Annotated in this window: 15 protein-coding genes, 1 pseudogene and 1 riboswitch; of the genes and pseudogenes, 9 read left to right on the forward strand and 7 right to left on the reverse strand. The window is 76.2% G+C overall.

Annotated features, from left to right (window positions below; all coding sequences use genetic code 11):
* Positions 1-109: 109 nt before the first annotated feature.
* The gene (locus ACFVFR_RS20765) at positions 110-1,228 is read right to left on the reverse strand and encodes a cobalt-precorrin-5B (C(1))-methyltransferase (RefSeq protein WP_383703897.1); all 1,119 of its coding nucleotides are present in this window, start codon (positions 1,226-1,228) and stop codon (positions 110-112) included.
* 390 nt (positions 1,229-1,618) lie between these two features.
* Between ACFVFR_RS20765 and ACFVFR_RS20770 the strand changes: the two genes are divergently transcribed.
* Positions 1,619-2,392 (forward strand): cobalt-precorrin-6A reductase, encoded by a 774-nt coding sequence (locus tag ACFVFR_RS20770; RefSeq protein ID WP_383703763.1) that lies wholly within the window; start codon positions 1,619-1,621, stop codon positions 2,390-2,392.
* 74 nt (positions 2,393-2,466) lie between these two features.
* Here ACFVFR_RS20770 and ACFVFR_RS20775 read toward each other — a convergent pair whose 3' ends face one another.
* The 3 genes from ACFVFR_RS20775 to ACFVFR_RS20785 all read right to left on the reverse strand — a co-directional run bounded on the left by ACFVFR_RS20775 (position 2,467) and on the right by ACFVFR_RS20785 (position 6,447).
* Positions 2,467-4,086 carry a precorrin-2 C(20)-methyltransferase gene (locus ACFVFR_RS20775; protein WP_383703765.1) on the reverse strand — a complete coding sequence of 540 codons (1,620 nt, stop codon included), beginning with the start codon at positions 4,084-4,086 and terminating at the stop codon, positions 2,467-2,469.
* A complete protein-coding gene (locus ACFVFR_RS20780; RefSeq protein WP_383703767.1) occupies positions 4,083-4,709 on the reverse strand; it encodes a precorrin-8X methylmutase in 627 nt (208 codons plus the stop codon). Before ACFVFR_RS20780 ends, ACFVFR_RS20775 begins: the two co-directional genes overlap by 4 nt.
* A gap of 121 nt (positions 4,710-4,830) precedes the next feature.
* A complete protein-coding gene (locus tag ACFVFR_RS20785; RefSeq protein WP_383703769.1) occupies positions 4,831-6,447 on the reverse strand; it encodes a nitrite reductase in 1,617 nt (538 codons plus the stop codon).
* A 1,079-nt stretch (positions 6,448-7,526) separates the two neighbouring features.
* A riboswitch (cobalamin riboswitch) is annotated at positions 7,527-7,600 on the forward strand.
* A 53-nt stretch (positions 7,601-7,653) separates the two neighbouring features.
* Between ACFVFR_RS20785 and cobN the strand changes: the two genes are divergently transcribed.
* The 3 genes from cobN (at position 7,654) to ACFVFR_RS20800 (ending at position 13,544) form a co-directional block, all read left to right on the forward strand.
* Positions 7,654-11,301 (forward strand): cobaltochelatase subunit CobN, encoded by a 3,648-nt coding sequence (gene cobN / locus ACFVFR_RS20790; protein ID WP_383703771.1) that lies wholly within the window; start codon positions 7,654-7,656, stop codon positions 11,299-11,301.
* A complete protein-coding gene (locus tag ACFVFR_RS20795; protein WP_383703773.1) occupies positions 11,294-11,704 on the forward strand; it encodes an NUDIX domain-containing protein in 411 nt (136 codons plus the stop codon). The genes cobN and ACFVFR_RS20795 overlap by 8 nt, the downstream gene beginning before the upstream one ends.
* A 685-nt stretch (positions 11,705-12,389) precedes the next feature.
* Complete coding sequence (locus ACFVFR_RS20800; RefSeq protein WP_383703899.1) at positions 12,390-13,544, forward strand: macrolide family glycosyltransferase; 1,155 nt, start codon at positions 12,390-12,392, stop codon at positions 13,542-13,544.
* A 144-nt stretch (positions 13,545-13,688) separates the two neighbouring features.
* Here ACFVFR_RS20800 and ACFVFR_RS20805 read toward each other — a convergent pair whose 3' ends face one another.
* Positions 13,689-13,853, reverse strand: a complete 165-nt coding sequence (locus tag ACFVFR_RS20805) for a hypothetical protein (RefSeq protein WP_383703775.1) — start codon at positions 13,851-13,853, stop codon at positions 13,689-13,691.
* 611 nt (positions 13,854-14,464) lie between these two features.
* Between ACFVFR_RS20805 and ACFVFR_RS20810 the strand changes: the two genes are divergently transcribed.
* The 3 genes from ACFVFR_RS20810 to ptsP all read left to right on the forward strand — a co-directional run bounded on the left by ACFVFR_RS20810 (position 14,465) and on the right by ptsP (position 17,893).
* Positions 14,465-15,535: an SIS domain-containing protein gene (locus ACFVFR_RS20810; RefSeq protein WP_383703777.1), complete on the forward strand. Its 1,071-nt coding sequence runs from the start codon at positions 14,465-14,467 to the stop codon at positions 15,533-15,535.
* Between the two features lie 100 nt (positions 15,536-15,635).
* The gene (locus ACFVFR_RS20815) at positions 15,636-16,085 is read left to right on the forward strand and encodes a PTS glucose transporter subunit IIA (protein ID WP_383703779.1); all 450 of its coding nucleotides are present in this window, start codon (positions 15,636-15,638) and stop codon (positions 16,083-16,085) included.
* Positions 16,086-16,219: 134 nt separating this feature from the next.
* The gene (gene ptsP / locus ACFVFR_RS20820; RefSeq protein ID WP_383703901.1) at positions 16,220-17,893 is read left to right on the forward strand and encodes a phosphoenolpyruvate--protein phosphotransferase; all 1,674 of its coding nucleotides are present in this window, start codon (positions 16,220-16,222) and stop codon (positions 17,891-17,893) included.
* A 501-nt stretch (positions 17,894-18,394) separates the two neighbouring features.
* Here ptsP and ACFVFR_RS20825 read toward each other — a convergent pair.
* Complete coding sequence (locus tag ACFVFR_RS20825; protein WP_383703781.1) at positions 18,395-19,126, reverse strand: TetR/AcrR family transcriptional regulator; 732 nt, start codon at positions 19,124-19,126, stop codon at positions 18,395-18,397.
* Positions 19,127-19,332: 206 nt separating this feature from the next.
* On the opposite strand from ACFVFR_RS20825, the gene ACFVFR_RS20830 reads away from it, so the two are divergent.
* Positions 19,333-20,364, forward strand: a complete 1,032-nt coding sequence (locus tag ACFVFR_RS20830; RefSeq protein WP_383703783.1) for a hypothetical protein — start codon at positions 19,333-19,335, stop codon at positions 20,362-20,364.
* Between the two features lie 71 nt (positions 20,365-20,435).
* On the opposite strand, the gene ACFVFR_RS20835 is transcribed toward ACFVFR_RS20830, so the two are convergent.
* Positions 20,436-20,909 (reverse strand): hypothetical protein, encoded by a 474-nt coding sequence (locus tag ACFVFR_RS20835; RefSeq protein WP_383703785.1) that lies wholly within the window; start codon positions 20,907-20,909, stop codon positions 20,436-20,438.
* A 622-nt stretch (positions 20,910-21,531) separates the two neighbouring features.
* Between ACFVFR_RS20835 and ACFVFR_RS20840 the strand changes: the two are divergent.
* Positions 21,532-24,864: pseudogene (locus ACFVFR_RS20840) on the forward strand (hypothetical protein); the annotation flags it as partial.
* Positions 24,865-25,128 lie beyond the last annotated feature (264 nt).

Raw genomic sequence — 25,128 nt, forward strand, 5'->3', positions numbered from 1 at the left:
GGTCGTGACGGGGTCGGATCGTCCGACGGGCGCGAGCGGCCCGGTCGGGCGGCCCGCCCCGCGAGGGGGCGCCTCAAGCCGGTGGCGTGTTCCGCCGCCGGACCGACGGTCAGCCGTCGCGCGGGCCGCGCGAGGCGGCGCGGCCCACGATGGTGCCGGCGCGGTCGACGCAGATCACGTCCACCGCCACCGGCGCGCCGCGCAGCACCCCAAGGGCCTGCTCCCGCGCGGCCTCGGCCACCAGGTCACCCAGCGGCACCCCGCGCGCCGCGCACAACTGCACCGTCTCCAACCCCGTGTTGGCCGCCGCGACGGCCGCCGTCAACTCCTCGTCGGCGCCGCCGGCGCGGGCGAGTTCGGCCAGGAAGCCCTTGTCCACCTGTGAGCGCGAGGAGTGCAGGTCCAGGTGGCCCACCGCGAGTTTGGAGAGCTTGGCGAAGCCGCCGGCGATGGTCAGGCGGTCCACCGGATGGCGACGCAGGTACTTCAGGACCGCGCCCGCGAAGTCGCCCATGTCCAGCAACGCGTCCTCGGGCAGCGCGTGTTCGGCGACGGCGACCCGTTCGGAGGTGGAACCCGTGCACCCGGCCACGTGCCGGCGCCCGGCCGCCCGCGCCACGTCCACCCCGCGCCGGATGCTGTCGATCCACGCGGAGCACGAGTACGGCACGACGATTCCCGTCGTGCCCAGGATGGACAGGCCACCGAGGATGCCCAGGCGCGGGTTCCACGTGCTGCGGGCGATCTCCTCGCCGTCGTCCACCGAGACCTCGATCTCGACGTCACCGCTCCCGCCGAGCCGTCGCGCCACCGCCGCCACGTGCTCGCGCATCATCCGCCGGGGCACCGGGTTGATCGCGGGCTCACCGACCGACAGCGGCAGGCCGGGCCGGGTGACGGTGCCCACACCGGGCCCGGCCCGGAAGACGACGCCCGAGCCGGGCGGCAGCACCCGTACCCGCGCGCGGACCAGCGCGCCGTGCGTCACGTCCGGATCGTCCCCCGCGTCCTTGACGACGGCGGCCATCGCCCAGGTGGGCCCCGACTCCTCGGCGGCCAGCGCGAACGCCGGCCGCTGCCCCTTGGGCAGGGTGATGGTCACCGGGTCCGGGAAGTCGCCGCCCAGCAGCGCCGTGTACGCCGCCGTCGTCGCGGCCGTGGCACACGCGCCCGTGGTCCAACCGGGCCGCAACCCGGTGTGCTGGAGCTGCGCCTGCCGGCCCCCCACGACCTCGCCACCGCCCGCCGAGCCGGCTCCCGTCGGCCCGGACCTCTCCGGCCCCGCTCCCGGCCGCCCGTGCTGATCCGTCACGCCCCACCCCGTTCGTACGCGCCACGGCTCGCCGTCCCGACGCGCCCCACCCTGCCGCACGGCCCGACTGGCCGCACGTGCCGTCGCCGGTCGCCGGCCCGATCGGGGGCCCGATCGGTGCGGCGGCACACGCCGCGGCGTACCGTACCGGAGGCGCCACCGCGCACCGTCGGGCCCGGCTCGTCCTCGACCGGCAGTGCGCGCCCGACGCGGTGCGCCCACCCGGCCCGCCCGAGGCCGGCGCGCCCCGTACCGGGCCGGCCGGCGCCCCGTCCGTCCCCTCGTAGCAGCACCAGGAGCATCACGATGACCTCGGCACCGCACGTGCTGATCCTCGGCGGAACCACCGAGGCCCGTCTGCTCGCGGCGGCGCTGACCGAGGGTGAGGGCGTGGGGGCCGGGCCGGGCGTGGCGCGTGTCACCAGCTCCCTCGCCGGCCGGGTCGCCCACCCCCGGTTGCCGGTGGGGGACGTGCGCGTCGGTGGGTTCGGCGGACCCGCCGGGCTGGCCCGCTGGCTGCGCGAGCAGCGGGTGGACGCGCTCATCGACGCCACTCATCCCTTCGCCGAGACGATCAGTTTCAACGCCGCCGAGGCGGCGGCCACCGCCCATGTTCCCCTGCTCGCCCTGCGCCGGCCCGGCTGGGTCCCCGGCGCCGGCGACCGCTGGCACACCGTGGCCTCGCTGGAGCGGGCCGCCGAGGCGCTGCCCGGCCTCGGCGAGCGGGTCTTCCTGACCACCGGGCGGATGGGGCTCGCCGCCTTCGCCCACCTGAGCGCACACTGGTTCCTGGTCCGCTCCGTGGACGCGCCCACCCCGCCGACCCCCTCGCGCATGTCGGTCCTGCTCGACCGGGGGCCCTTCGACCTCGCGGGCGAGAGGGACCTGCTCCGACGGCACCGGATCGAGGTCCTGGTGACCAAGGACAGCGGCGGCCGGGCCACCGCGGCCAAGCTCACGGCCGCGCGGACGGCCGGCCTGCCGGTGGTCGTGGTGCGCCGCCCACCCGTGCCCGACGGGGTGCCGGTGGCCACGGACGTGGACGAGGCCGCGCGGTGGGCGCGGGCGCGGCTCGGCTGAGCACGACGCACGGACCCCGCCCCCGCGACCCGCCCCCGGCGCCTACGACGCGCCGCCCGCCGCCCGGCCCCCGCTCACCCGGTCGGGTAGCGCCGGGGCGTCCACACCACCTCGGTGCCGTCGCCCCGTCGCACGGCCCGCGTCTGGGACGAACCCACCAGGAGGATGGTGCGCATGTCCACCTGCTCGGGGTCCAGGTCGGCCAGCCGGACGACGCGTACCCGCTCCTCCGGGCCACCCACGTCACGCCCGAGGACCACCGGCGTGTCCGGGGCCCGGTGCTCCAACAGCACCTCCCGTGCCTTGCCCACCTGCCAGAGGCGACTGCGCGAGCCGGGGTTGTACAGGGCGAGCACCAGATCCGCCGCCGCCGCCGACCGCAGCCGCTCCGCGATGACCTCCCACGGCTTGAGCCGGTCGGACAGCGAGATCACCGCGTAGTCGTGGCCGAGCGGCGCGCCCGCCCGCGCGGCGGCGGCGTGCGCGGCCGTCATCCCGGGCAGCACCCGCACCGCGACCTCCCGGTACGGGTCGCCGCACGCGGCCTCCAGGACGGCCGTGGCCATCGCGAACACGCCCGGGTCACCCGAGGAGACCACCGCCACGCGCGCCCCCCGCCGCGCCAGGTCGAGCGCGAACTCCGCCCGCACCGCCTCCACCTTGTTGTCCGAGGCGTGCCGCCGCTGGCCCGGCCGCACCGGCACCCGGTCCAGATAGGTGGTGTAGCCGACCAGGTCGTCGGCCGCCGCCAGGGCACCGCGCGCCTCCGGCGTGAGCCACATCGGCCCGGCCGGGCCGAGCCCGACGACCACCACCTCCCCGCCCGCCATCGGCTTCTCGACCGTCGCGGGCCGCTCCGCGCCCGCCGCGTCGACGGCCTCCGCGCCCGCCGGCACCCGCCCGGCCTCGGCGCCGGCCGCCTCCGGCCGCAGGGCGCCGATCCGACTCGGCACCAGGGCCATCGAGAAGTAGGGCACCGAGTCCGGGTCCACGTCCGCCAGCGCCTCGGTGCGCTCGGCGCCCATCGTGGCCCGCTCCACGTACCGCGCCTCCGCCAGCCGCCCCGAGCGCTCCAACGCCCGACGCACGGTGGGGAAGGTACGTCCCAGCTTGAGCACGGCCGCGGAGTCGGTGGCGGCCAGCCGCGCCGCGAGCTCCTCCTCGGGCAGCGTGCCCGGCAGGATCGTCAACACCTCCTCGGCCTCCACCAGCGGACTGCCGGTACGGGCCGCGGCGGCGCTCACCGAGGTCACACCCGGGACGACCTCCGTCGGATAGCGGTCGGCGAGCCGCTTGTGCATGTGCATGTACGAGCCGTAGAACAGCGGATCGCCCTCGGCCAGCACCGCCACCGTGCGGCCCGCGTCCAGGTGCGCGGCCAGCCGGGCCGCGGCCTCGGCGTAGAAGTCCTCCATGGCGCCCCGGTAGCCGCCGGGGTGGTCGGTCGACTCGGTGGTCACCGGGTAGACCAGGCGCTCCTCGATGTGGTCCGGGCGCAGATGGCGCTCGGCGATGGTGCGCGCGATGCTGCGGCCGTGCTGGGCGCTGTGGTAGGCGACCACGTCAGCGCCGGCGATCACCTCGACGGCCCGTACCGTCATCAAGGACGGGTCACCGGGGCCCAGCCCGACCCCGTAGAGCCTGCCCGTGCCGGGCGACGCCTCGCCGGTCGCCCGCTCCTGTTGCTCGCTCACTCTTCCTCGCTCGCTATCGCGTTGATCGCGGCGGCGGCCATGGCGCTGCCGCCCCGCCGTCCGCGCACCACCAGGTGGTCGAGCGCCGCCGGATGCCCGGCCAGCGCCTCCTTGGACTCGGCGGCGCCGATGAAACCCACCGGCACCCCGATGACCGCCGCCGGGCGCGGCGCGCCCTCCTCGATCATCTCCAGCAGCCGGAACAGCGCCGTGGGGGCGTTGCCGACGGCCACCACGGCCCCCTCCAGCCGCTCCCGCCAGAGCTCCAGGGCGGCGGCGCTGCGCGTGGTGCCCAACCGGCGGGCCAGCTCGGGCACCGACGGGTCGGCCAGGGTGCACAGCACCTCGTTGTCGGCCGGCAGACGCTTGCGGGTGACGCCGCTGGCGACCATGTTCGCGTCGCACAGGATGGGCGCGCCGGCGCGCAGCGCCGCCCGCGCGGAGGCCACCACGCGCGGCGAGTACGCGAGGTCCTGGACGAGGTCGACCATGCCGCAGGCGTGGATCATCCGCACCGCGACCTGGCTGACGTCGGGCGGCAGGGCGTCCAGTGCGGCCTCGGCGCGGATCGTGGCAAAGGAGGCGCGGTAGATGGCCGCGCCGTCCTTCTCGTAGTCGAACACTGTGTCCTCGATGTCCCTTGATGTCCCTTGGTCTGTCCTCGGTCAAGCCGGGGCCGGCGCACGGTGGTACGCCCCGGCCTCGCACGCCCCTCGGGGCCGCCGGCCCCGGGCCGGCGCCGCGCTAGGGCACGTACCGCGCCGCCGCCACCGCACCCGCCAACCCGGCGGGCCGCAGGGGGCCGACGCGCGCCGGCGGGCCCGACGTCTCGGGCCGCCCCGGGGCGGCCGACGTCGAGTCCCGCGCCTCCGCCGAACCCGGCGGGGGCCCGGCGACGTGGGGTGCGGGGCCCGACTGGCGGACCGCCGTACGCTCCGTACCCTCGATCGAGACCCGGTAGCCGTCGACGCCCGCCAGCACGTCCACCCAGCGCCCCCGTGGCCGTCCGCACCGGCGCTCGCAGCCCGACCAGTACACCGGCAGCCGGGTACCTCGCCGGTCGCCCGGCGCCGGGCCGGGCTCGGCGGAGGCGTCGGGCGGCCGTGTCGGGCCGTGGTGGCCGTCGTGCGTCGCGCCGCCGCCCGCCCCTCCGGAGTCCGCCCGCTCGGCCGTGGTCCCTCGCTCGGCTGCGGCCAGCGCTTCGGCGGCGTCCGCCCGTACGTCGGCCAGCGACTTGGCGCACCCGGGCCGCCCCGTGCAGGCGCCGGCCCCGTACCAGGGGGACTCGGCGTCGGTGACGAAGCCGGCCCTGGCGAGCGTGTCCAGCCAGCGCGGAGCGTCGGCCAGGGGGAGACCCGGGAGCACCGCGCCGCGCCAGGGTGTCATCCGGACGACACCACTGCCCGCGCGGGCCGCCGCGACCAACAGGCGCCACTGCGCGAGGGTCGTACGGCCCAGCGGCGCGAACACGCTGAGGGCGGCGTGTTCGCCGCCCGGGGCCGGCACCAGGCCGGGCGGCGGAGCCACCTCGCGCGCGGGCGTGACCCACGCGGCCCGGTCGGTGTGCGCGGGCGTGTGGGCCGGCGGCTCGACGTCGAGGCCGGCGTCCGCCAGCGCGGCCCGCGACCGCCGCTCGGTGAGCGCGTGGCGCGGGGGCAGCTCCCACGTGCGCCACGCGCGCGTGCCGCTCTCCCGCGCCGCCGCCAGGAAGGCGAGCGCGAGCCCCAGGGCGGCGCGCGGCGCCGCGTCGGCCCCTACCCCCAGCTCGATCCCGTCCGAGGGCGTCCCGGACGGGTGCCCCGTCGGCTGCTCGGTGGCCACCCGCAGCAGCGCTCGGTCGGCCGGCGCTGCGATCAATGTCACATCCGCTCCGAGCGAGGCCACGTCGCCCCGGCCGTCGTCCACGGCGAACAGGAACCGCCCCGAAAGCCCGGCCGCCTCCGGCGTCCCGCACAGCAGGCCGTCCAGCTCCCGCGCCCAGTCCGTGACGTCGGCCCGCCCCGCGCCGTCCAGTCCCGACAACGGGGACAGGGCGATGTTGCGCACCCGCTCGTGGGTGTCGGAGGGCAACAGGCCGGCCGAGCGCAGCCGGTCGGCCAGCTCGGCGCCACACCCGGAGCCCAGGCCGCGCAGTTGTACGTTGCCCCGCGAGGTGAGGTCGAGCGCGCCGTCTCCCAACGCCTCGGCCGCCAGCGCCAGTTCCTCCGCCTGGTCCGCCGTCAGCAGCCCGCCCGGGAGCCGGACGCGGGCCAGGAAGCCGTCGTCGGCCCGGTGCAGCCGCAGCGCGCCGGGACAGGCGTCACCGCCCGTGCGGCTGCGCGGTTCCTCCCCAGTTGGGGCGGTTGTCGGGGTGAGAGGCATGGCGGCGAGCATACCGACGATCCCCCCGCCCGTACCGTCCCGCACCAGGTCAGCCGCTCGCCCCCGCTCCCACCCGCACGCCCCCGCCCCGTCCCACCACGAGCCGGACCAGGACCACGTGACCCGCCCCACCCCGCGTCCGCCGGCGGCCCAGCCCACGCGTCGAGGATGGACCGCCCCCCAGGGCCCGGCCAGCACACGTCCGGCCGGCATCACGAGATCCAGCCGACGCCACGGAGCCCGCCCAGCACGACCACGAGACCCCCGATACGCGGGCCCACTCGCCCCACGAAGCCCACCCCACCCCGTGCCGCGAGCCGCGCCGGCACCCCGTGGCCCCCGTCCCCTGGAGCGGGGCCCGGCTCCGCGCTACGTAGACCTGGCCCGCGCGGGCCCTCCCGCCGGCGGCGCAACCCACCCAAGGCCCACTCAGGGGGCCCGGTACCGGCGCGGCACACCCACGTTCCCGGCGTCGCCCCTCAGGGGCCCGCCCGCCCGGCCCGGCGAGGGCGCTCTCTTCCCCGACACCCCCGACCACCCCGCCCGCCCGCGCCCCGAACTCCGTGCGAGGCCCGCGCGATGCCCCGACCCGCCCGACCCGATCCCCCTCGTACGCGACGTCCACGCCCTCCCGCGCCAGCCCGCGCGGCCCCGCGCCGGGCCCGACGGTCCGCTCACACCGGCCGGACGCCCCGGCCGAGGGGCCCACCCGCGCCCCCGGGGACCCGCGCCCGAACTCCGCGCACCAGCGCCGGCGCGGCCCGAACCACCCCCGGCCCAGCGGGGCCATCCCGCCCGCGAAGCCCGGCCGACGGAAGCGCCCAGCCGCAGAGCCCAGCACCCCCCGCACCCCGCCGCGTCCCCCTCCGCCGGCGCGCGCCCGCCCCCTCGCGCCGATCCCCGCGTACCGCCGGCCGGGGCGCGACCACGCCCCATAGCAGGCTCGCCCCCGTGGCGCGACCCCGCGTGGTTCCCGGCCACGTGACCGGGAAGGGAGCCAGCGACGTCATGCCTGGTCGGTCGTTACTATGCTCCCCGGCGGGCCTCCCGGCCCGCCCACGCCAGCGACGGCGCCAGGGGAGGAAGCCGGTGTGATCCCGGCGCGGTCCCGCCACTGTGAGCCCGGCAGCGATGCCGGGCGAGCCAGGAACTCCTGCCGTCCTCCCACCCGCCCGGGGCGCGGACCCCGAGGAAGGCTGCTGCCGCATGCTCCTCCTGCTGTCGACGTCCGACACCGACCTGCTCAGCGCTCGTGCGGCCGAGGGCCCGGTGCCCTACCGGCTCGCCAACCCCGCCCGGCTCAGCCTGGATGACCTGCCCGCCCTCCTGGAGGGTGTCTCCCTCGTCGTGGTGCGCCTGCTCGGCGGCCTGCGCGCCTGGCAGGAGGGGCTCGACGTGCTCCTGGCCGGCGAGATCCCGGTCGTCGTGCTCACCGGCGAACAGGCTCCGGACGCCCAGCTGATGGCGGCGTCCACCGTGCCCGTCGGCATCGCCGCCGAGGCCCACGCCTACCTCGCGCACGGCGGCCCCGCCAACCTCGGCCAGCTCGCCCGGTTCCTGTCCGACACGGTGCTGCTGACCGGCCACGGCTTCGAACCGCCGCACGCCGCGCCGACCTGGGGCCCCCTGGAGCGCACCGCCCGTGCCGAGGCCAGCGGCCCGTGCGTCGCGGTGCTCTACTACCGGGCCCACCACATGAGCGGCAACACCGCCTTCGTGGACGCCCTGTGCACCGCCATCGAGGACGCGGGCGGGCGGCCCCTGCCGTTGTTCGTCGCCTCGCTGCGCGCCCCCGAACCGGAGCTGGTCGAGGCGCTCGGCGCGGCCGACGCGGTGGTGACCACCGTGCTCGCCGCCGGTGGCACCAAGCCGGCCGAAGCCTCCGCCGGCGGCGACGACGAGTCCTGGGACGCCGGCGCCCTGGCCGCGCTCGACGTGCCCATCCTGCAGGCGCTCACCCTCACCGGCACCCGCGCCGCCTGGGAGGAGAACGACGAGGGCCTGTCCCCGCTGGACTCCGCGACCCAGGTGGCCGTCCCCGAGTTCGACGGTCGCCTGATCACCGTGCCGTTCTCCTTCAAGGAGGTGGACGAGGACGGCCTGCCGGTCTACGCCGCCGACCCCGAGCGCGCCGCCCGCGTCGCCGGCATCGCCGTCCGGCACGCCCGGCTGCGCCACGTACCGGCCGCCGACAAGCGCCTGGCCCTCGTGCTCTCCGCCTACCCCACCAAGCACTCCCGGATCGGCAACGCCGTCGGCCTCGACACCCCCGCCAGCGCCGTCGCCCTGCTGCGCAGGCTGCGCGCCGACGGCTACGACCTCGGGCCCCTGGAGGGCGAGGCCGCGCTGCCCGGCCTGGCCTCGGGCAACGGTGACGAGCTCATCTACGCCCTGATCGAGGCCGGCGGCCACGACCAGGAGTGGCTCACCGAGGAGCAGCTCGCCCGCAACCCGGTGCGTATCCCCGCCGCTGACTACCGCCGCTGGTACGCCGAACTGCCCAAGGAACTGCGGGAGTCCGTCGAGGAGCACTGGGGCCCGCCCCCGGGGCGGATGTTCGTGGACACCAGCCGCGACCCCGAGGGTGAGATCGTGCTCGCCGCGCTGCGCCGGGGCAACCTGCTGGTGCTCATCCAGCCGCCGCGCGGCTTCGGCGAGAACCCCATCGCCATCTACCACGACCCCGACCTGCCGCCCTCGCACCACTACCTGGCCGCCTACCGCTGGATCGCCGCCTCCCAGGAGGACGGCGGCTTCGGCGCCGACGCCATGGTGCACCTGGGCAAGCACGGCAACCTGGAGTGGCTGCCGGGCAAGAACGCGGGCCTGTCCGCCGCGTGCGCCCCCGACGCCGCGCTCGGTGACCTGCCGCTGGTCTACCCCTTCCTCGTCAACGACCCCGGCGAGGGCACCCAGGCCAAGCGCCGGGTGCACGCCACGCTCGTGGACCACCTGGTGCCCCCGATGGCCCGCGCCGAGTCCTACGGCGACATCGCCCGCCTCGAACAGCTCCTGGACGAGTACGCGGCCATCTCCTCCATGGACCCGGCCAAGCTGCCCGCCATCCGCGCTCAGATCTGGACCCTCATCCAGGCCGCCAAGCTCGACCACGACCTGGGTCTGGCCGACCGGCCCGACGACGAGGGGTTCGACGACTTCCTGCTGCACGTCGACGGCTGGCTGTGCGAGGTCAAGGACGTACAGATCCGCGACGGACTGCACGTGCTCGGCGGCGCCCCCGCCGGCGCCGACCGCGTCAACCTGGTCCTGGCCATCCTGCGCGCCCGCCAGATCTGGGGCGGTACGACCGCGCTGCCCGGCCTGCGCGAGGCGCTCGGCCACGACGAGTCGGGCACCAGCCGCATCGGGGCCGACGAGGCCGAGGAGCGGGCCCGCGCCCTGGTGCAGGCCATGGAGGACGCCGACTGGGCGCCCGTGGCGACCGGGACGGTGTGCGCGACGCTTCCGGCCGAGCTGCGCGAGAACGTCACGGCCATCCTGGACTTCGCCGCCCGCGAGGTGGTGCCGCGACTGGCCCGCACCACCGACGAGATCGAGCACGCCGTGCACGCCCTCGCCGGCGGCTTCGTGCCCGCCGGGCCCTCCGGGTCGCCGCTGCGCGGCCTGGTCAACGTGCTCCCCACCGGCCGCAACTTCTACTCCGTCGACCCCAAGGCCGTACCCAGCCGGCTGGCCTGGGAGACCGGCCAGGCGCTGGCCGACTCGCTCGTCGAGCGCTACCGCACGGACAACGACGGGGCCTGGCCGCAGTCCGTCGGCCTGTCGCTGTGGGGCACCAGCGCCATGCGCACCGCCGGCGACGACATCGCCGAGGCCCTGGCCCTGCTCGGCGTGCGCCCCACCTGGGACGAGGCGTCCCGCCGGGTCACGGGCCTGGAGGCCGTCCCGCTCGACCAGCTCGGCCGCCCGCGCATCGACGTGACGCTGCGCATCTCCGGCTTCTTCCGCGACGCCTTCCCCCACGTGGTGGGCCTGCTGGACGACGCGGTACGCCTGGTGGCCGGGCTGGAGGAGCCCGCGAGCGACAACTACGTACGCGCCCACGCCCAGGCCGACCTGGCCGCGCACGGCGACGAACGCCGCGCCACCACGCGGATCTTCGGCTCCCGGCCGGGCACCTACGGCGCGGGCCTGCTCCAGCTCATCGACAGCCGCGACTGGCGCACCGACGCCGACCTCGCCGAGGTCTACACCGTGTGGGGCGGCTACGCCTACGGGCGCGGCCTGGACGGCCGCCCCGCGCGCGAGGAGATGGAGAGCGCGTACAAGCGCATCGCGGTCGCGGCGAAGAACACCGACACCCGCGAGCACGACATCGCCGACTCCGACGACTACTTCCAGTACCACGGCGGCATGGTGGCCACCGTGCGCGCGCTCAAGGGCACCGCCCCGGCCGCGTACATCGGCGACAGCACCCGCCCGGAGACGGTGCGCACCCGCACCCTGCACGAGGAGACCTCCCGCGTCTTCCGCGCCCGCGTCGTCAACCCCCGCTGGATCGAGGCGATGCGCCGCCACGGCTACAAGGGCGCCTTCGAACTCGCCGCCACCGTCGACTACCTCTTCGGCTACGACGCCACCACCGGCGTGGTCGCCGACTGGATGTACGACAAGCTCGCCCAGAGCTACCTGCTCGACCCGGAGAACCGGGCCTTCCTCGAAGAGGCCAACCCCTGGGCCCTGCACGGCATGGCGGAGCGGCTGCTGGAGGCCGAGAGCCGTGGCCTGTGGGCCGAGCCCGACCAGGAGACGCTGGCCGCGGTGCGCGAGCTGTACCTGGAGACCGAGGGCAACCTGGAGGACAACGCGGCGGGCGGGGACGGCGATGACTGAGCGGCTGACCACCCTGGAGTCGGTGGCCTGGCTCCATGTGCGCGACGGCCGCCTGCTCACCGTCCGCACCCAGGGCCGGGACGTGTTCTACCTGCCCGGGGGCAAGCTCGAAGCCGGTGAGAGCGGCGCGCGGGCACTGGCCCGCGAACTCGCCGAGGAACTCGGTGTGCGGGCCGACGCGGAGGAGCTGACCCAGGCGTTCGTCATCGAGGACGAGGCCCACGGTCAGGGCGGCCGACCGCTGCGCATGACCTGCTTCACCGGCCCCGCCATCGGCACCCCACACCCCGACCGCGAGATCGCCGAACTGGGCTGGTTCCGCGAACGGGACGCCCCACGCGGCGCCCCCGCCCTACGCCAGGTGCTGACGCGGCTGGCCGAGGACGGACTGGTGGCGCGCTAACCCGGCCCGACGGCCCCCGGCCGGGGCGACACGGCACGGCGCGAGCCGCCGCCGTGGCGCGCCCCGGCCCGGTCGGCGCGTCCTCGCGCCCCTGACCCGCCGGCACGGGGCGGCACCACGCTCGCGCGCGCCTGACGATGAAGACCGGCCTGCGAAACGGCGCCTCCCACCGCCCCGCCCCTCGTCGACGTCGCTCACGCGCTTCCCGGTCACGTTCGCGCCGGTGCGCTCGGACGCCCCCTCCGTGTGGTGGCGCGCCCCGCCCCTCGCCGCGCCTCCGGTCCTCCCGGACGACCCCGCCGTGCCCACGGGAGGAGTCCGGGGAGTGCTGACGCCCCACCCGGCGGGCGTGCGGCGAAGGCCGTGCCGGCTGGCCCGCCTCGCCTCGTCCAGTCGCCGGCGTCCGACTCACGACAGGGCGGACGGCCGGTGCCCTCGCCCACGCCGGAAATCCCGTGGCTCGCGCCGCTGCCCGCGAGCTAGCATGCGCCGCATGTACGGTCCCCAGATCTACGGCTGACACGACAGCGGGCCCAGCCGCCCGCTCCTCGCCGCGCCCGGGCGGGCATTCGGCGCGTCCGACCGACGTGCCGCACCGCCGCACGGGCGTCGCCCCGTCGTGTCCGTTCGCCGTAGTACCGACCAAGGACGTACTCCCGTGTCACGCAAGCGTGCCCATATCGCCATGATCGGCGTTCCCGTCGTCAGTCACATCCTGCCCAGCCTGGAGATCATCCGCGAGCTCGTCGCCCGGGGCCACCGGGTCACCTACGCCAACGACCCGGCCGTCGCGGAGGTGATCGCGCCCACCGGGGCCGAACTGGTCGTCTGCCGCTCGACGCTGCCGGTGGCCGACAACGACTGGCCCAGCGACCCCGTCGCCGCGATGGGGGTCTTCCTCGACGACGCCCGACAGGCGTTGCCACAACTGCGGGCCCGCTACGACCCCGACCCCGCGGACCTGTACCTGTACGACATCGGCGGCTACGCGGGCCGCGCGCTCGCCGAGCGGCAGGGGCGGCCCACCGTGCAGCTGTCGCCCAGCTACGTCGCCTGGAGCACCTTCGAGGAGGAGGTCGGTGCCCAGCTCCGGGCGCTGCCGGGAGCCGGCGCCCACTTCGCGCGGTTCGCCGGCTGGCTGGCGGAGTGCGGCGCCACCACGACCGACCCCGAGGAGTTCGGCGGGCGCCCGACCCGCGCGGTGGCCGTGATCCCCCGGGCCATGCAGCCGCACGCCGACACCGTGGACCCGCGGATCGTCAGCTTCGTGGGGCCCTGCCTGGGCGAGCGCGCCGACCAGGGCGCCTGGACGCGCCCGCCCGCCGCCGAGAAGGTGCTGTTGATCTCGCTGGGCTCGGCCTACACCCGGCAGGCCGCGTTCTACCGCCGCTGCCTCGCGGCCTTCGGGGACCTACCCGGCTGGCACGTCGTCCTCCAGATCGGCAAATACACCGACCCCGCCGCCCTCGGGCCCATCCCGCGCAACGTCGAGGTGCGCGCGTGGGTGCCGCAGGTGGCCGTGTTGCGCCAGGCCGACGCGTTCGTGACGCACGCGGGCATGGGCGGCTGCGGCGAGGGGCTGGACAGCGGCGTGCCGATGATCGCCGTGCCGCAGGGCGCTGAACAGTTCGCGAACGCCGACCGCCTGGTGGAGTTGGGCGTGGCCCGTCGCGTCGACACCGAGGACGCCACCCCCGAGGTGCTCCGCGCGGCCCTGTCGGCGCTCACCTCGAACCCGGAGGTCGCCCGCCGCCTCGCCGAGCTGCGGGCCCGGTCACGGGCGGAGGGCGGCACCCCTCGCGCGGCCGACCTGATCGAGGCCGAGCTGCCCCGGGGCTGACCCGTGCCGGCGAGCCCGTGCCAGCCCCGGCGCCCGGTCGGGCACCCGCCGCGCCGAACGGTCGCACGTACGGCGCGGCGGGGGCGGCCCGGTGGCACGGGGCGAGCGCGAGCACCCGACCGGGTGGCCGGGCCCGGCGTGGTCTCAGCCGCTCGCGCCCGGCCCACCGGCTCGGGGCGCGGCGGGCCAGGTGGGGCGGTGGACCAGCTCGGTCCACTCGCGGTCGTCCGTCCCGGGCACCGTCCGGCCCGCGCCGAGCCAGCGCTCCACCAGCTCCGCGTAGATCGGCATGCCCGGCGCGGCGGGCACGGCCCGCGGCATGGGTCGCGGTGGCTGGGGGAGCGGGAGGGAGCGGGCCGGCGCCGGGACGGATGGCCGGCCCGTCGCGGCGGCGTCCGGGGGAGAGGGGAGGGGACCGGTCGGTGGGACGAGGGGGTGGCCGGCGGGCGAGGTGCGGAGCGGGCCCGGCGGGGCGTCGACGCGTACCGGCTGGGTGATCAGTGCCGGTGGGGACGTGGGCCGCGCTGCCCGTACGGGCGCCGAGGTCGGCGCCGGCTGCTGGTGAACCGTTTCCCCGCTCGATGTACACGCGGGCTTCGCCTCCGTGGGAGGGCGAGGGGGTCGTCGACGGTGGTATGAAGTGGCACGCCGCATCGTCGTCACGCCGGACCAACGCGGGGGCGCCCCGGCGGTCACGTTCGGGGTGCCCGGCTCACCCGCATCGGCGGGTACTCGAACGGGGTAGCGGCGGGCGGTCTGGTGACGCTCGAAGGGCCGTAGGCTCGGCCCGTGGGCGGCCGTCACGGAGCGGTCGCGGCGCGCGGAGGAGTGGACTAGACCTCTGGAGCGCTACGGGGTACAAATAAGACGCGCGGGAGATCACTGTCCGCGCTTCACAGCGCCCACCGGGAGGCACCTACATGTCGGCGACGACTGCCGCTCAGCACAACGATCGACCGGGCCGGATCATGGCCGGTGAGATGGCCGAGCAGCCCGAGGTACTGCGCCGCATCCTGGAGGAGGGCGCGCCTCGTATCCGGGAGGTGGCCGAGGCCATCGCGGCCCGCCAGCCCCGGTTCGTCCTGCTGACCGCGCGGGGTACCTCCGACAACGCCGCGCTCTACGCCAAGTACCTCCTCGAGGTGCGCCTGGGCCTGCCCTGTGGCCTCACGTCGATGTCCACCACCACCGCCTACGGGGCCAAGCCCGACCTGCGCGACGTGCTGGTGATCACCGTCAGCCAGTCGGGTGGTTCGCCCGACCTGGTGGCCTCCACCCGCGCCGCGCGCGAGGCCGGCGCGATCACCCTGGCCGTGACGAACAACGCCGGCTCGCCGCTGGCCGAGGTCTCCGAGTACCACATCGACGTGCTGGCGGGCGAGGAGAAGGCGCTCCCCGCGACGAAGACGTACACCGCCGAACTGCTGGCCCTGTACCTGTTCGTGGAGGGGCTGGCCGGCGGCGACGGCGCCGCGGCCAAGGTGCTCCCGGACCTGGCGCGGCAGATCCTGGACCGGCAGGAGGAGGTGCGCACCCTGGCGGGGCGCTACCGCTTCGCCGAGCGCATGGTGCTGACCTCTCGTGGTTACGGCTACCCGACCGCCAAGGAGGCCGCGCTCAAGCTGATGGAGACCAGCTACATCCCCGCCCTGTCCTACTCGGGCGCCGACCTGCTGCACGGCCCGCTGGCCATGGTGGACAACGTGTCGCCGGTCATCGCCATCGTCACCGACGGCCGCGGCGGCGAGGCGCTGCAGCCGGTCCTGGAGCGGCTGCGCGGGCGCGGCGCCGACCTGGTCGTCATCGGCACGCGCGCCGAGACGGAGAAGGCCTCGGCCGGGTTCGCGCTGCCCACCGATGGCGTGGCGGAGGAGGTCCAGCCCATCCTGGAGATCCTGCCGCTGCAGATGCTGGCGTACGAGGTGACCATTGCCCGTGGGCAGGACCCGGACGCGCCGCGCGCCCTGGCCAAGGTCACCGAGACCCACTGAGCCGTGCCACACCACGGCGGTGCGCCGGCGGGCCAGCGACAGGGCCCGCCGGTCACCGCCGTGTCCGTACCACCCCACCCTCGCTGTTGAAAGGTTTCCCATGACCCTCGTGATGTCCCCGCTGGCCGGGCGTGCCATCGGCCTCGCCGCTGTTCCCGACCCGGTCTTCTCCGGCGCGATGGTCGGCCCGGGCACCGCCATCGACCCCGTGCGCGAGGAGGGCGTGGCCGTCGCCCCGGTCGGCGGCGTCATCGTCTCCCTGCACCCGCATGCCTTCGTGGTCGTCGACGACGAGGGCCACGGTGTGCTCACGCACCTGGGCATCGACACCGTCCAGCTCGCCGGCGAGGGCTTCGAGCTGCTGGTGAACAAGGGCGACACCGTGCGGACCGGCGACCCGGTGGTGCGCTGGAACCCGGCCGAGGTCGAGCGCGCGGGCAAGTCCCCGGTGTGCCCCGTGGTCGCCCTGGAGGCCACCGCGGACGCGCTGAGCGAGGTCGTGGAGGACGGGGAGATCGCCACGGACGGCGTTCTCTTCCGCTGGCAGTAGGTCGTGAGCGGGTGGCCGTGTGGGTCGCCCGTTCCAGAGCGGGGCGGGGCGACCGCCCCGCGTCGGCGTGTTCGCGGGACGTGCGCGAGCGCGGATGCGTTGGGTTTCGTCGGGTGGAACGGGAGATGGGTGTGATGGAGACGGTGCTGCGTGGCGTCGGCGTGAGCGACGGAGTAGCGGTGGGCGAGGTGCGCCACATGGGCACCGCCGTACTGGAGCCGCCGGTGCGCACGATCGCCGCCGACGAGGTGGAGCGGGAGCAGGCGCGGTCGCGGCAGGCCGTCGAGTGGGTGGCCGCCGACCTGGTGGCGCGCGGCAACCTCGCCGGCGGCGAGGCCCAGGCGGTGCTGGAGGCGCAGGCCCTGATGGCCCGCGACCCGGAGCTGGCCAGCGACGTGGAGCGCCGGATCGCCGAGGGCGGCACCGCCGAGCGCGCGGTCTACGACGCGTTCGCCGCCTACCGCGTGCTGCTCCTGGGCGCCGGCGACTACCTGGCCGGCCGGGTCGCGGACCTGGACGACGTACGCAACCGCCTGGTCGCCCGACTCCTGGGTGTGCCGATGCCGGGCGTGCCCGACAGCGACCACCCGTACGTGCTGGTCGCACGCGACCTGGCACCGGCCGACACCGCGCTGCTCGACCCGGCGCTGGTGCTCGGCTTCGTGACCCAGGAAGGCGGGCCCACCAGCCACAGCGCGATCCTCGCGCGGGCGCTCGGCGTGCCCGCCGTGGTCGCGGTGCCCGGCGCCGGTGAGCTCGTGGAGGGCACCACGGTGGCGCTCGACGGCTCCGACGGGCAGGTGGTGATCGAGCCGGGCGAGGAGCTGCGGGCCGAGCTGGTGGCGCGCGCCGAGCGGCGCCGCGCCGCCGTCGCCGCCGTCAGCGGTCCGGGTGCCACCCAGGACGGGCACGCGGTGCCGCTGCTGGCCAACATCGGTGGGGTCGGCGACGTGGCCGCGGCCGTGGAGGCCGGCGCCGAGGGCGTGGGCCTCTTCCGGACCGAGTTCCTCTTCCTGGACGACCACCAGCGGGCGCCGTCGGTCGAGGCGCAGCAGGAGGCGTACCGGCAGGTCCTTGAGGCATTCCCCGAGGGTCGCGTGGTCGTCCGCGTGCTGGACGCGGGCGCCGACAAGCCGCTGGACTTCCTCACTCCCGCCGAGGAGCCCAACCCGGCGCTCGGCGTGCGGGGTCTGCGGACCCTGCTGGACCACCCCGAGGTGTTGGACGGGCAGCTCCAGGCGCTGACGCGCGCCGCCGCCGGGCTGCCGGTGCGGCTTGAGGTGATGGCGCCGATGGTGGCCGACCGGGCGGACGCGGCCCAGTTCGCCGCCGCCTGTCAGCGCGCCGGCCTGCCCGCGAAGGTGGGGGCCATGGTGGAGATCCCCTCGGCGGCCCTGCGCGCGGGCGCGTTGCTGCGCGAGGTGGACTTCCTGTCGCTGGGCACCAACGACCTGGCGCAGTACACGTTCGCCGCCGACCGGCAGACCGGTTCGCTGGCCCGGCTCCAGGACCCGTGGCAGCCGGCCCTGCTCGACCTGGTGCACGCCGCCGCCCAGGCGGCCCAGGCCCAGGACAAGAGCTGCGGGGTGTGTGGCGAGGCCGCCGCCGACCCGCTGCTGGCCTGCGTCCTGACCGGCCTCGGCGTCACCAGTCTGTCGATGAGCCCCACCGCCATCCCCCGGGTGCGCGCCACGCTGGCCCAGCACACGCTGGAGGCGTGTCAGGAGGCGGCCCGTGCCGCCCTGGCCACCGACACGCCGCAGGAGGCACGCGAGGCGGTCCGGGCCGCCCTGGGGGTCAAGGACTGACCCTTCCCGCGACCCCGCCGCGCGCCGGCCGGACCCGCCCCAGGCGGCCCCGGCCGGCGCGCGCTCGTCCGGGCCCGTGCCGTCGGCCCCGCTACGATCCGCCGCCGGCCTCCCGAAGGCCCGACTGTCGGCCGCCGCCCGCCCCGCTCCTCGCCTGGTGACCCCGCACGCTCCTGTCGCCCCTCGCCCTCGGCCGCCGCTGGCGGTAGACGGTCCCTCGGCCGCCGCTCGGCGTCGCGCGCTCTCGACTGTCGGCCGGTCGCCGGCCGTCGGTCGCCGCACGGCGTGCTCGCGGCGGGGTGTTCGCGTTCTGACGCGCGGGCCCGGCTCGGCTTCGTGCGCGGACGTCGGCCGCCGCTTGGCCGCTCGTCGCCGGGGCGTAGGCCGTGCGCGGCCCGCCGCGCGCTCGCGGCGGCGGCGGTCGGGAGCGCGCCGCGTGGGCCCGGCCCGTACGCCGATCTCGCCCATGGCCCGGGTCGTCGTTCCGGTGGCCGTGGGTGGTCAGGGCGCGGGGTCGTCCGCCGGCGCGCGCCCGGTGAGGGCTCCGTCCAGGATGTGCCGCAGGCCGCTCTCGTAGGTGTAGTCCTCCTCCCACTGGTGCGAGCGGCCCACCAGCCGGGCCAGGTGCGGGAACTCGGCCGGGTCCCGGGTGGCCATGGCCACCTCGATGTAGTCCGGCGCCGGCTCGCCCATCGGCCCCGCCGCGTCCTGGCCGGCGCCGGGCCGTGGCGCGGCGGACATCACCTGCCCGGCCGTGAAGTACCAGATGGTCTGGTGGGCGAGGAAGGCGTGCTCGTCGCTGAGTCCGAGCGCCACGAGCGCGGCCATGATCTCCTCGGTCATCCACACGGCCGACACGCCGACCAGGTCGCCGCGCGCGACGATCGGCACCACCCACGGGTTGTCCATGAACGCCCCGTACATCAGCGAGCACGCGGCGAGCAGCCGCTGTCGGGGTTCCGGCGGCAGCGGGGGGTGCGGCAGGTTGCGCGCGACGTGCTCCAGGACCAGGACGAGCAGTTCGTCCTTGTCCCGCACGTGGTGGTAGACGGCCATGGGCGTACTGCGCAACGCGCTGGCCAGCCGCCGCATCGTCAGGTGCTCCGCACCCTCCCTGACGATGATCTCGTGCGCCGCCGCGACGATCTGCTCGCGCGAGAGCCGTGGTGGCCGCCCCCGTTTCGGTCTGGTGGTCGTGTTCCCGCTCAGAGCTCTGCCCTCACCGTGTCTCACCTCTGTCTCCGCACCCGCTCCACAGCCGCCCGGGCCGTGCGGCGGAGGCTTGAGGATACTTTTATTGTACGTGTACGTTAATTCGTGTCGGGGCGCCGTCACAGGCCGTGCCACCGGTCGGCGGGGTGCGCCGGCTGCCGGATCGCGCTGCCTGCCGCCGCCCGTCGCACCACCGCGCCTCACCCACCACCGTACGGAGGAGCGGCATGCGCCACGACGGGGCGAGCCAGCCGCACGGTCGCCGGCAGGCCCACCCACCGCCGGGGGCGCGCCCCCACCGCACCGCACGCGCCGGCCGGGACGCGCCACGCCCCACCGCCACCCGCGAGGAGCGGGGCCCGGACGACGCGCGGGGCGCCGGCTCCGGCGGGTGCGGGCCCGCCACCGCTCCGCCGGCGGGCACCCAGGCCGCTGGCGTCGCGTCCCCAGGCGTCGATGGGGTCGACCCCGCGTCGCCGTCCCTGCTCGCCGCCTTCGCCCGGCAGGGGGTGCGTCGAGCCGACCCACCACCGGTCCGCCTCGGTGGGTCGGGTCGCCGAGCGGTGGGCACGGCCAACGCCACCATCTTCCCGCTCGCGTCCGGGCGGTTCGCCGGCTTCTCCTGCGCCTCCCGCTACCCGCGACGGGTCCTGGCCCACGGCCCGGCCGCCACGGGGCTGGCCTTTCTCCCCTGCTGTGTCGGCTTCACCGCCGGCGCCCGTAGGGCCGGCCGGCCCTACGGGCGCACCGGGGCGCGAACGCTGGTGCTGGTCGGCGCGGTGGTCGGGGCGCTGGGCCTGCTGTGGTTCAGCCGCCTCGGCGTGGACGGCCCGTTCCTCGGCGCCGTCCTCGGGCCCTCGCCGCTCACCAGCCTCGGCATCGGAGCCTGCTTCGTCCCGCCGGCCAGCCCGGCCACCACCGGCGTCGACGTCGAGGAGGCCGGGATGGCCTCCGGCGTGCTCAACAGCGCGCAGCGGGTGGGTGGTTCGCTCGGCCTGACGGTCACGGCCAGCGCGGCCACCCGGCACACCCACCCCACCGGCACGCCGCGCCTGAGCGACCTCACCGCCGGCTACGGCGCCGGCCTCTTCCTGGCGGCCCGCCTCCTGGCCGCAGCGGCGCTCCTGGCCTGCCTCCCGCCGGGCCGGGACCGCGACCACCCGCCGGTGGCCCCGGGCGACGGAGGGCCCCCGGGGCGAGAGGGAGACGGGTCCGGCGCCTCCCCGGGTCCCCTCGCGCGCGGGCGAGGACGCGCGTGACACGCGGACGGAGGCCGCCTCGCCGCTGAACGCGGGGCGGCCTCCTGGTGGTTCGGCGGTCGCGGGGTCGCTCAGCCCTGCTTCCAGCCGGACCACTTTCCGCTGGCGTAACGCTCATTCAGGTATCGCTTGTGGTTGGTGCCCTTGCACTGGATCTTGAAGTTCCACTTGTTGGCGGGGTTCTTCCAGTAGAGGTTGATCGAGTTGTTGCCCGGCTCGGCGCACTGGCCGCCGAGGGACGTCCAGGCGCTCAGGCCGCTGCCCGCCTCCCAGCGGGTCCAGGCGGCCTTGTTCGTGCCGATGGCGAAGATCTGCAGCTTGCCGTTGGGCAGGGTGTGCACGTACGAGCTCTTGCAGTAGTACTGGCCACCGAACTTCGGGTGACTGCACCACGCGAGGGTGTCCGTGTCCCCGGCCGCCCTCGTGTCGCTCCTGACCGAGGCGGTGGCCGGGGTCGGGCCCGGTGCGGCCCCGGCCGTCGGCGCCAGGGCCAGACCCGAGCCCATGACGATCGCCGCCACGGCCACGCGCTGCTTGTTGATCACGATGTGTTCCCCATTCCGCTGTCCGCTCGGATGTCGGGGTCGGTGTGTCCGCTGCCGCGCACGCGCTGGACACGGTGGAGATGGCGCGTCCGGTACGTGGCGCGGTGGTGACGTCGACCGACACGGTCGACATCGCGTGAACGGGCACCCGAGCCCCTTCGTGGGCGGCGGCATCCGGTCGCCGGCCGCGCACCACAGAGTCCACACCGACGAGGTGTTTTTCATCAGCCCAGGTCGGTGCGGGTGAAAAATCGGATCGCGGACGAAGAGGGGCAACGGGGATGGCTGACGGGTGACTTGTCGCGGTTTCGTCGTATCCGTAGCGTGGCGCCGCAGCGGTCATCCGGTTGTTGGGGGAAGCAGGGTGGGACGCAGAGAGAAGCCGCTCGACCCGGCGGCGGGCCCGGTGGCGCGGTTCGCGTACGAGTTGCGCACACTGCGCGGCGGCGTCGGGTGCGTCGCCTACCGGGTGATGGCCGAGCGCACCGGCTACTCGATCACCGCGCTGTCCCAGGCCGCGGCCGGGGACAAGTTTCCCTCCCTGGCCCTGACGCTCGCCTACGTCACCGCCTGCGGAGGCGACGTGCCGCACTGGGAACGACGCTGGCGGGCCGTCGCCCGCATGCGGGAGGCGGCCACGGCGGCGGGCGAGGGCACCGCCGCCGCGCCCTACCGGGGGCTGGCCCGCTTCGAGGTCGCCGACGCGCATCTGTTCTTCGGCCGGGACCGGCTGACCGAGCGCCTGGTGCGGATGGCCCACCGGCATCGGGTCACGGCCGTCACCGGGCCGTCCGGCAGCGGCAAGTCCTCGCTCCTGCGGGCCGGGCTCATCCCGCGTCTGCGCCGCCCCGCGGGCGGCGATCCGCGCCCGGCGACGATCCGCGTGCTCACGCCGGGCGCGGAGCCCCTGCGCGCCCACGCGCGGGCGCTGACGCCCGCGGCGGGCGACGGGGAGACCTGGCTGGTCGTGGACCAGTTCGAGGAGGTCTTCACGCGCTGCCACGACCCGGAACAACGGCGCGGATTCATCGACGTACTCCTGGGCGCCCGGGACCCCCGGCGCCGGCTGCGGGTGGTCCTGGGGGTGCGGGCCGACTTCCTCGCCCGATGTCTGGGCCAGCCGGGCCTGGACGAGATCCTCCGGAAGGCGAGCCTGCCGGTCGGGCGCATGACGCCGGCCGAGTGGCGCGCGGTCATCGTCAAGCCGGCCGTGGCCGAGGGCCTGATCGTCGAGCGCGCGCTGACGGCGTGTCTGATCAGGGAGGTGACGGAGCAGCCGGGGGCGCTGCCGCTGCTGTCGCACGCGCTGCTGGAGACCTGGCGCCACCGCCGTGGCCGTACGCTGACCACGGACGCGTACGAAGCCGCCGGAGGACTCCACGGCGCCATCGCCCGGACAGCCGAGGACGTCTACCTGCGCCTGTCCGGCGCCCAGGCCGCCACGGCCCGGCGCATTCTGTTGCGCCTGGTCACCCCGGGCGACGGCACCCCGGACACGCGCCGCTCCGTCGACCGGGGCGAGATCGACCCGAGCCCGGCCGCCGCGCTGGTCCTGGAGCACCTGGCCCAGGGGCGGCTGGTCACCCTCGACGACCGACGTGTCGACCTCACCCACGAGGCGATCATCACCGCGTGGCCCCGGTTGCGTGCCTGGATCGCGGCGGACCGCGAGCGCCTGCGCCAGCACCGGAGCCTGACGGCGGCGGCCCGTACCTGGGACGAACTGGGCCGCGACAACGCCGCCGTCTACCGGGGCGGGCGGCTCGCGACCTGGCGTGAGACGGCGCGAAGCGATCGCGGCCGCGCGGAGCTGACCCCCCTTGAGCGCGAGTTCCTGGAGGCCAGTGTCGCGCTGGAGGACGCCGAGCGGGCCACGGCCCTGCGCCGGCGTCACCATCTGCGCCTGCTGGTCCTCTGCCTGGCCGTGCTGCTGCTGGTGGCCGCGAGCGTGGGAGCGATCGCGGTGCACCAGCGGCAGGACGCCGTCCACCAGCGGCAGATCGCCGCGCACGAGAGACAGCGCACGCTCTCGCGTCAACTGGCCACCCAGGCACTGGGGTTGGTCGCGCGCCAGCCGTCCCTGGCGAAGCTGCTGAGCGTGGCGGCCCTCCAGGTCGCGTCGACCCCCGAGGCGCGCGGAGCCCTGCTCTCGATGTCCACCCACCAGTACCACCAGGGGGAACTCACCGGGCACCGGGACGCCGTGTCGCGGGTGGCGTTCAGCCCGTCGGGCGTGCTGGCCTCCGCGAGCCGCGACCGTACCGTGGCGCTCTGGGACGTCCGGCGCCACGCGCGCCTGGCCACGCTCGGCGACCGCCGCACCCGGTCGCGGGCCGTGGCCTTCAGCCCCGACGGCCGCACGATGGCCACGGGAGGCGACGACGGGAAGGTGGTCCTGTGGGACCCGGCCACCCACACCGTGAGGGCCACCCTGGGCGGTCACGCCGAACCGCTCACCAGCCTCGCCTTCAGCCCCGACAGCCGCCACCTGGCCAGCGCGTCCGCCGACGGCACCGTCCTGCTGCGGGACCTCGACGCCCGCGCCCGCGTCCGGACCCTCGGCCGGGGCGCGCGAGGCGTGAGCGAGGTGGCCTTCAGTCCCCGCGGACACACGGCGGCCGTGGCGACCACCGACGGCGTGGTCACCCTGTGGGACACCAGGACCAGAGCCCGGGGCTCCGTCCTGACCGGCCATCACGGCGCCGTCTCGGCAGTGGCCTTCGCCCCCGACGGGCGCACCCTGGCCACCGCCGGCCACGATCGCCAGGTCAGACTCTGGGACGCCCGGCGCGGCACCCGCAGAGCCACCCTCTCCGGCCACGTCGGGGCGGTACGCGGCATCGCCTTCAGCCCCGACGGGCGCCATCTGGCCTCCGCCGGTCTCGACCGCTCCGTCATCCTGTGGGACCCGGCGCGCGGCACCCGCCGCGCCACCCTCACCGGCCACGGCACCACCGTCTCCACCCTGGCCTTCGCCCCGGGCCCCACCCCGCTGCTCGCCTCCGCGGGGGAGACCGGTGTCGTCAGCCTGTGGGATGTCGGAGGCGTCGCCCTGACCGGGCACCGGCACCGGGTGAACAAGGCCGTCTTCAGCCCGGACGGCCGGCTGTTGGCCAGCGCGAGCGACGACGGGACCACCATCACGTGGGACCTGCGCGGCCGAACGCGACGCGCCGTGGCCAACCGGCGTACGGGAAGCGCGAACTCGGTGGCCTTCAGCCCCGACGGTCGCACCCTGGCCACCGCCACCGGAGCCGACACCCGCCCGCCCACGCCCGGGGCCCTGCACCTGTGGCGGGCCGGAAGACCGCCGGGGCGGCACATCGCGGCGATCACCACGCACGGGGACCGGTTTCTCGACGTCGCCTACAGTCCCGACGCCCGTCTCATGGCGACGGCGGGCGCCGACGGCGCGGTCACGCTCTGGGACGCCGCGCGGCGCACACGGTTGGCGCGCCTGGCCCACGACGCGGGCCCGCGACCAGGAGGCCCGGCCAGACCGGCGGCGCGCGCGGTCCTCGCGGTGGCCTTCAGCCCCGACGGCCGCACCCTCGCCTCGGCCGGACACGACGGCACCACCGCCCTGTGGGACGTGGCCAGCAAAACCCGCAGCCGGACCCTGGCCGGACACACCGGTTCGCTGCGGGCCGTGGCCTTCAGCCCCGACGGCCGGATCGTGGCCACTGCGGGCACCGACCGGCGGACCATTGTCTGGGACGTCGCCCGGGGCACCCGCCTGGCCGACGTCCCCGGCGACTTCCCCGCCACCGCCGTCGCCTTCAGCCCGGACGGCCGCACCCTGGCCACCGCCAACGCCGATGTCTCCGTGGCGCTGTGGAGCGTCGAGGACCGCCGCCTGGCGGCCGTGCTGACCGGCCACCGCCGACCGGTGCGCACCCTGGCCTTCAGCCCCGACGGGCAGACCCTGGCCACTGGCGGCGTGGATGGCACGGTGCTGCTCTGGAACACGGACGCCGCCCGGACGGCCGACCAGCTCTGCCGGACGGTTGCACGCGACCTCACCCGCGCGGAGTGGGCCCGCTTCGCCCCCGGCGCCGCCTACCACGAGACCTGCCCGCCGCTACCGGCACCAGCGGCCCCGGCACCCGCCCCACCGCCGAGACGGTCGGCGGCACATTCCCCCGGCGGCCGGTGCGCGGGCGCCGCCGGGCCCACCGGAGCGGTCGACCGGCCCCGCCCTCTCGACCACGGCGTCCTC

This window comes from Streptomyces sp. NPDC057702, from assembly GCF_042799315.1.
Taxonomy (GTDB): Bacteria; Actinomycetota; Actinomycetes; order Streptomycetales; family Streptomycetaceae; genus Streptomyces.